Source organism: uncultured Metabacillus sp. (genome assembly GCF_947503125.1).
Classification (GTDB): Bacteria; Bacillota; Bacilli; order Bacillales; family Bacillaceae; genus Metabacillus.
In genome coordinates this window covers 61412-68907 of sequence record NZ_CANNCR010000022.1, presented here as the reverse complement: position 1 = coordinate 68907, position 7496 = coordinate 61412, and the positions used below count along the sequence as shown (strand labels likewise).

Sequence of the window (7496 nt, the reverse complement as noted above, 5' to 3'; positions counted from 1 at the left end):
TCCGGCCAATAATTCCGTCAGATTATGGACAAAGTATTTCATCAATTTCTTGTCATTATAGAGCGTCAGTAACAGAATATCTTACAAATGATATCGTTCCAAACATAAATTTGAAACTTGGATCCCTCTTTTTTCTATTGTAGATAATCCAAAATGAAACCCTATTTTGTGCTGTTACATCATGATTAATCATGTTTGTTTTGTTACGTACTTCAACCATAACCCACTGTCATCCAGTTTTTCGACTTCTTTCAAGAAGAAATTTACTGGCTGCTGTTTTGTTAGAAAGGAGCTCGCTCAAATAGTGTCACAGAGTTAGATGCACTATCTGCAATTGGAACTAAAATCAGACTCAATTCATCAATTAATCCCTCATTCAAAAAGGAGCCATTTAAAAAGCCTCCGCCTTCTAGCTTTAATTTATCGATAGCAAAAAGATTTTTTGGCTTTTCCACTACGACAGTAAAATTTAAACGGTCTTTTCCGCCAAAAATATAAGATATACCTATTTTCCTCAGATGAGCCAGGTATGCATCAGACACTTGCTCTGTAAGAACCTCTACTATGCGATCCTCCGACCTATTCTCATTCCATGGTTCAATTGAATTTTTTGTCCATCCCAATTTCCTGGAGGGATCTACTACTACAGCATAACTCTTAGCATCCTTAATTGCGACGTAATCGGTTCTAGGGGTCGGCTCAATGTTGTCATGTTTTAACAAATACTTATATCTTATATCAAGATATGCTTGATAAGCATTTCTGAAACATTTATACTAAAACATGATAAAGGAGGAGTATTAGATGGAATTTAGAGTTTTGCGCTATTTTCTTACAGTTGCAAGAGAAGGAAGCATGACGCGTGCTGCTGATTTTTTGCATGTTACACAGCCAACTTTGTCAAGACAATTAAAAGATCTTGAAGAAGAATTAGGGAAAAAACTATTTACTCGCAGTAGTCACAGTATCATTCTCACAGATGAAGGAATGCTCCTGCGAAAAAGAGCAGAAGAAATTGTTGATATGGTCGATAAATTAGAGGCAGAATTTAGTTCCATGGAAGAAACCATAAGTGGTGATGTTTACATAGGTAGTGGGGAAACAGAAGCCATGAAACAGATTGCTCGGGTAGTAAAAGATTTACAATTACGTTATCCAAATATACGGTATCACCTTTACAGTGGAAACGAAGACGATGTGACTGAACGACTTGACAAGGGATTGCTTGACTTTTGTATTTTAATTCAACCAGCTGATTTATCAAAATACAATTATATCAACATCCCAGCCAAAGATGTTTGGGGCGTTGTGATGAGAAAAGACAGTCCTCTTGCTTTTAAAGATACCATTCAAGCAGTTGATTTATTAAATGTTCCGCTGATTTGTTCACGACAGGCTATGCAACAGACATTGTCTAAAAATGAATTTGTGAATTGGTTTGGTGAAGATTTTGATAAATTAAACGTCGTGACTACATACAATCTTCTATATAATGCTGCTATTATGGTTGAAGAGGGAATCGGCTATGCAGTAACCATAGATAAACTAGTGAATACGTCTAGCGACAGTAACCTTTGTTTTAGACCGCTAGAGCCAAGACTTGAAGCTGGGCTAAATATTGTTTGGAAGAAGCATCAGGTTTTTTCCGCTGCTGCTGATATGTTTTTAAAAGAAATTCAGGAGAAATTTTCAAATTCTTCATCAGATATATAGGAAAATCTCGTAAACATATTATGAATAATGTATTCCTCGAAGAAGCCGTCATAGGTTACTTGGATTGTTGACCAGCACATTATTGAGTCCAAATTGGGGTACTGCCAGCTTGACGGCAGCCTCTGCTTCTGACGTAGTAAGATTAATCAACATCTGTTGAAAATTAAGAATAGAACCAAGATGCGTTCAATAGTTAAATTAGCGTAATTTGTTGTTCTTCAACAAAATAATCGAAATTGTAAAAAAAGGAAAATATACCTAGTTTGAACACTAGGTGCATTCTCCTTTTTCTATTTAATATAGAATTAACTTGTGAGTCATATTTTTACAAGAACTAACCTGCCAGTTTCTTTAAATACAAGAGTCAAGGTGTCATCTATGGAGCTGTACCTACCTCATACTGATGCACCTGAACAACTACTAATGTTTTTACCAAGGGATTTGTTTTCCATCTCTAAAGAACCCTCCAGAAGGTCCTTCAGGTCCAATCGTGGCTAACCACAGAATAGACTCAGCTGCTTGCTTAGGAGTTCTTGGTGCCGATGGTCCACCCATATCTGAGCTTACCCATCCCAGATCGACGGCGTTTATTTTAATATCACCCTTGATTTCTGCTGCTACTAATCGCGTCAATCCATTTAGGGCAAATTTAGACAACTTATAAGCTCCTACGCCTGGATATGACATTTGGCTCATCTCCCCATATTCTGAGGAAACATTAATAATCCTCCCAAAGCCTTGTTTTTCCATGAGGGGAATAAAGGAACGGATCACATGGTAAACGCCAAAGAAATTAGTTGCCATTGTTTTCTCCAGAATGAAAGGGTCCATTGCCAATAACTTTTTATTCTCATCTAAATACACGCCTGCATTATTAATCAATACGTCTAATCTTCCATACTTTTCATTTATTGCAACCGCAGCTTGATGGATGCTTTCTTGATTGGCGACATCCATCTCTACACACGAAACATCCAAATTTAACTCCTTAAGTTTTTGCACAGCTTCTTTACCCATTTCTGGATCCCGACTTGCCAAAATCACCTTAAAACCATTCAAAGCCAATTGTTTGACCAGTTCATATCCAATTCCTCGATTCCCGCCAGTTACAAGCGCAACTTGTTTATCGTGTGACATTTTATTCCCCCATTTCTCGTTCTTTGATTGAGTGGCATCTAAAAAATCCTAAAAGGGATAATCCTTATGCGGAGAGTTCTTTTGTAGGACTATACATATAATTTCTTAGTAAAATAGTTACCAAACTTAATAATAATGATAGGATTCCAACCAATACTACGTATTGTGTACCCATTTCTGATATAAATAACCCGCCTACAGCTGCACCAAATAGTTAATATGAAAATCAACAAATTATTTCATTTAGCCAAAAAAACAGCTCCTGTCTTCAATAAGTTTCTCCCAAAAAGTTATGGGGGAAATTTATTTTAACGTTTCTTCCCAAAGAATTCAGTTAACTTCCGTCTGAGAGTTTACGCATCCTCGCAAGCGAGGGAGGTCGAAAGGTTTCGATAAGCATTAATCTGCACTTGGAGGTCGGCAATCTTTTGCTCTGCGATGCCAACGGCGTCAGCCCCGGCGATGAAGCGACGTGGAGGCTGCTCTTCATTTGAGATCTTGATCAGTGCCTTAGCGAGCTTGGCCGGGTCGCCAGACTGCTTGCCATTCTGAGCATTATACGCATCTTGATTTCTTTCTCTGCAGCCGGAGTAGTCCTCAATCGAAGGATCCGCGTAGGTCGCCGATTCATTCGTGAGAAGCTCGGTGCGGAACATCCCTGGGTTGACAATGGTGGTATGGATACCGAACGGCGAGACTTCGGGCTGCAGCGACTCCATCCATCCCTCGAGTCCGAACTTAGACGCGGCATAAGCTGTATTAAACTCGAATCCAGAAATGCCGGCGCCTGAAGAGATCGAGATGATGTGACCGGAACGCTGCTTGCGCATCACAGGCAACACTGCTCGGGTAACGTTCATTGGGCCGAAGAGGTTAGTGGCAAATTGATTTTCGATTTGCACTGGGGTCAGCTCCTCGAAGTAGCCCGCATAGAAATTAGCTGCGTTATTAACAAGTACGTCGATCTTTCTGAACTTGTCAACCGCAGCTTTGACGGCTGCCTCGGCATCAACCGGGCTGGTGACGTCCAGTTTTACGACCAGCAGGTTTTCGTCATCGCCAAGGGCTTTTGCGACTCTATCCATATTTCGGCCTGTCGCAACAACTTGATTTCCATCAGCCAGGGCCGCCTTCGTGATATCAACACCCATGCCGCGCCCGGCACCCGTAATAAACCAAACTTTCTTATTTTCAGTCATATTTATTTCCTCCTAGTTTCTTTTTTCATATTTATTTTTCTTTAGAAAAGATTCCTTTGTTTACACCATTCATTAGCCAACTTGTTTTAAAAAACCCCGAAACTGTTTCCATGAAGTTATCATGAATAGTAGACATATTGGATAAAATCCTTCTTTCTGTTGTTTTCATCCTTTGTTATTATTCTAAATATCTCTTTTGTATATAACAAATACTTATATCTTATATCAAGATATGCTTTTTGGGTATTTCTAATAACGTATTGACTGAATCATTATGAACGAGAAAGTGATTATATGGAATTTAGAGTTTTACGATATTTTCTTACTGTTGCAAGAGAAGGAAGTATGACGGGTGCCGATCAAGTTGCTAGTCAAATGAAGAGGGCGTAGCAGCTCCGGAACGGTCTTCTTTCTATTCGTTTCTACATAGCGTAGGGAAGACAAAAAAAGAGTGAATCCCGAAAAAGTATGCGGGATTCACTCAGCGGATTTCCTCAATTACTATTGGCACGAAAATCTCTTTATGATCTTCAACACAAGCCTTATTTTTTCTTCAGATTTTCTTTGAAGAATGACTCAAGCTTGTCAAAAGGGATTAAATTTACCCGGTCATACAGATCCACATGACCTGCGCCTGGAACAATGTAAAGTTCCTTCTGTTCGCCTGCTAGCTTGTAGGCTTCTTCGCTGAACTCTCTGGAATGAGCGTTTTCACCTGTAATGAAAAGCATCGGACGAGGAGAAATCGTCTCTATGTCTTCGAACGGGTAGAAATTCATGAACTTGACGTTACTGGTCAGCGTCGGGTGTGTCGTGAGTTCAGGTGACGATCCCTTTGGAGTGAATTCACCTCTTGGAGTGCGGTAGAAGTCATAAAACTCACGCTCAATAGCTGTAGAGTTTTCATTTAGCTCATGTACTGTCCCACTGGTGTATTTGGTTTCACCGCCCGTGAACTCCACATAACGTTGCTCGGCTGCCTCTGCAATGATCTGCTTTCTTTGCTCAAGTGTAAGGGAATGGTTAAGCCCATTACGATTGGCAGCACCCATGTCGTACATACTGACTGTCGCAACGGCTTTCATACGTGGGTCGATCTTGGCTGCGCTGATGGCAAAGCTCCCGCTTCCACAAATCCCAAGTACACCAATCTGATCCCTGTCAACAAACGACCGGGTGCCTAGGAAATCCACCGCAGCACTGAAATCCTCGGCATAGATATCCGGCGAAACAGCATTGCGAGGCTGACCCTCACTCTCTCCCCAGAAAGACAAATCCAAGGACAAAGTAACGAATCCCCGTTCAGCCATTTTCTGGGCATACAAATTCGAACTTTGTTCTTTTACTGCGCCCATAGGATGCCCAACAATGATCGCGGGATTTTTGGTGTTCTTCTTCAAATCTTTGGGAATAAAAAGATTCCCTACAACATTCATGTTGTATTGATTTTTAAACTCAACCTTCTTCATGGTTACCTTGTTGCTTTTGTAAAAGTTGTCTGCTCCATTGGACATGTCCGGCGTGTATGTATCGCCAACGCCGGTCTTGGATGCAGCACCAACGCCTGTCGTGGATAAAACTAAGCCCAGTCCCAACACTGTGAGAATCTGAAGGCCACGCTTCATAATAGATTTTTTTTCACGTTAAATTCCTCCAATGTTTTTGCTGATGTGATTTCTATTCTGTTCTGTTCACGTTTGAAATTTGCTCAAAATATATTTTGTTGGCATGCCTTATCCCCCTTTCTTTGTGAACATCACCTTTTATTTAGGCTTAGTTTTCACCTTAATCTAACTAAATTAAGGAAAAATTATAAAACGATTAGAAATTAATGAGAATTCTGTCATAGAAATAACGACCACCCGTGATAATAACGGGTGGTCGTTATTCCTTGATTGTATTAGTTTATCAACTGACCATTCAGAAATAATTATACAAGCCTGTCTAACAAATCCCCTACTTTTTCTGCCATGACACGAGGCGGATAAGGCATTCCATTCTTCAACCACCATTCCACGACCCCTACGTAAGCATTTGCAACAAATTGAACAATTACTTCTTCACTTTGACCGACATTTTTTCCTTTTGTTATGTCCACATCTTTCTTGAACTCTTCGATATTAAACTGAAGGAACCGGCTGCGAAAATATGTGGCTCCTTCACTCGCTAACATCGTCGAAAAGAATAAATAATTGCTTTTAAAATATTCCATACAGTGTACAGTCGATTCTAGCCAATCCATTTCAGATGCCGACTCGCAAAAATTATTCATGTTGTTTATATGTTCTTCCATGATCTTATCTAAAAGATCAAATTTATCTAAGTAATGAAGATAGATGGTTCCTCGGTTCACATTTGCCTTGTCGGCAATATCCTGAATGGTAATGTTATCAAAACTTTTTTCAGACATTAGTTCGATAAGAGCCTTTTTAATTGCTTCTTGGCTTTTGATTATTCTTCTATCTATTTTCGGCATTGTTTGCTCACCTAACTTTCCTAAAGTTAATCAACAATTATTATTAATTTATTGAGTAATAAACGAATCGCGCTCAATTAACCATTGAAGGTATCATGTTTCTATTTATAATTATAAACAAATGTTGATTAATCAATCAATGATGATTTTCTTTGATATATGAAATCAGCGCCTACCATTTTAGTTGCAAATGTATTGTTTTATTAAACAATTTAAAAGAAAGTATGTTACTTAGTATGTTAAATATCCAAGATAAAATTGTTGTTATTATGGATGAATAAGTGGGATTGGCGAAGCACCAACCAAGAAATTTACACATGAAGGGTTTTACCAATCATGAAAAAAATCAATCTAGGAGGAAATTAATATGACTAACAATAAGAAATTTAGTTAACTCTTACATTGCCAATCTGACAAAAATTGACCATTACAGACAAATAAAACTCTTTTCAAATCAGCTAAAAAGGTATATGATGAGACTATTACTCGGCAAAGGGGTGACAACATTGAAACTTCACTTGCTGATTAAATCAACGATGATGCTTTTGATCGTTTTTGCAGGGTTTCATTTTGTTTCAATGTCTCACTTACATCAGCCAGTCCATCATGGTAAAGTACTAGGCGTTGAATCTGAAGCATCAGTCGCAACTATCAATCTACAAGAAGATGATCAAAAGCACGGTTTATTTGTTAGCAACAATCAGTTAAAGGATCCGTTGATCTTAGTCGTTGCAATGGTATCACTTATATTTACAGCTTCAACTAAGACGCGACGAAAGTTAAAGCAGTTCCTTTACTCCGTTTATTACCAATCATCATACTTTTCTAAAAATCATTTATTTACAGCCTAAATTTTCAAAATAGGAGGTTATAAATGATGTTTTGGTTAAGAATGATTCCAGTTGTCTTTTTTTCAATAACTGCACTTAGTCTATTCACATACCAAGGAATAGAGTTCTTACATGCATTTT

The 7496-nt window shown here is 38.6% G+C and carries 7 protein-coding genes and 1 pseudogene; 2 read left to right on the top strand and 6 right to left on the bottom strand.

What is annotated here, in order from left to right; all coding sequences use genetic code 11:
* Nucleotides 1–281: 281 nt before the first annotated feature.
* Nucleotides 282–722, bottom strand: coding sequence for a dihydrofolate reductase family protein (locus Q1B07_RS15180; RefSeq protein ID WP_299090678.1), 441 nt, complete (start codon nt 720–722; stop codon nt 282–284).
* 82 nt (nt 723–804) lie between these two features.
* Here Q1B07_RS15180 and Q1B07_RS15175 point away from each other — a divergent pair, with 82 nt between their 5' ends.
* On the top strand, nt 805–1713 hold the full coding sequence (locus Q1B07_RS15175) for a LysR family transcriptional regulator (RefSeq protein WP_299090681.1): 909 nt from the start codon (nt 805–807) through the stop codon (nt 1711–1713).
* Nucleotides 1714–2142: 429 nt separating this feature from the next.
* Here the strand turns inward: Q1B07_RS15175 and Q1B07_RS15170 are convergent, their stop codons facing one another.
* From Q1B07_RS15170 to Q1B07_RS15150, 5 genes and pseudogenes are all read right to left on the bottom strand, one after another.
* A complete protein-coding gene (locus Q1B07_RS15170) occupies nt 2143–2850 on the bottom strand; it encodes an SDR family oxidoreductase (protein ID WP_299090683.1) in 708 nt (235 codons plus the stop codon).
* A gap of 64 nt (nt 2851–2914) precedes the next feature.
* A pseudogene (locus Q1B07_RS15165) lies at nt 2915–3058 on the bottom strand (MFS transporter); the annotation flags it as partial.
* 145 nt (nt 3059–3203) lie between these two features.
* Nucleotides 3204–4049, bottom strand: coding sequence for an SDR family NAD(P)-dependent oxidoreductase (locus Q1B07_RS15160; protein WP_299090686.1), 846 nt, complete (start codon nt 4047–4049; stop codon nt 3204–3206).
* A gap of 542 nt (nt 4050–4591) precedes the next feature.
* Entirely contained in the window at nt 4592–5674 is a 1083-nt protein-coding gene (locus Q1B07_RS15155; RefSeq protein WP_299090689.1) for an alpha/beta hydrolase, read from the bottom strand.
* 305 nt (nt 5675–5979) lie between these two features.
* Nucleotides 5980–6525, bottom strand: coding sequence for a TetR/AcrR family transcriptional regulator (locus tag Q1B07_RS15150; RefSeq protein ID WP_299090691.1), 546 nt, complete (start codon nt 6523–6525; stop codon nt 5980–5982).
* Between the two features lie 506 nt (nt 6526–7031).
* Between Q1B07_RS15150 and Q1B07_RS15145 the strand changes: the two genes are divergently transcribed.
* On the top strand, nt 7032–7376 hold the full coding sequence (locus Q1B07_RS15145; RefSeq protein WP_299090693.1) for a hypothetical protein: 345 nt from the start codon (nt 7032–7034) through the stop codon (nt 7374–7376).
* Nucleotides 7377–7496 lie beyond the last annotated feature (120 nt).

Bases quoted from the DNA above. Each gene is read 5' to 3' on its own strand.
- Q1B07_RS15170 (WP_299090683.1), bottom strand. From the start codon at position 2,850: ATGTCACACGATAAACAAGTTGCGCTTGTAACTGGCGGGAATCGAGGA.
- Q1B07_RS15175 (WP_299090681.1), top strand. From the start codon at position 805: ATGGAATTTAGAGTTTTGCGCTATTTTCTTACAGTTGCAAGAGAAGGA.
- Q1B07_RS15155 (WP_299090689.1), bottom strand. From the start codon at position 5,674: ATGAAGCGTGGCCTTCAGATTCTCACAGTGTTGGGACTGGGCTTAGTT.
- Q1B07_RS15150 (WP_299090691.1), bottom strand. From the start codon at position 6,525: ATGCCGAAAATAGATAGAAGAATAATCAAAAGCCAAGAAGCAATTAAA.
- Q1B07_RS15160 (WP_299090686.1), bottom strand. From the start codon at position 4,049: ATGACTGAAAATAAGAAAGTTTGGTTTATTACGGGTGCCGGGCGCGGC.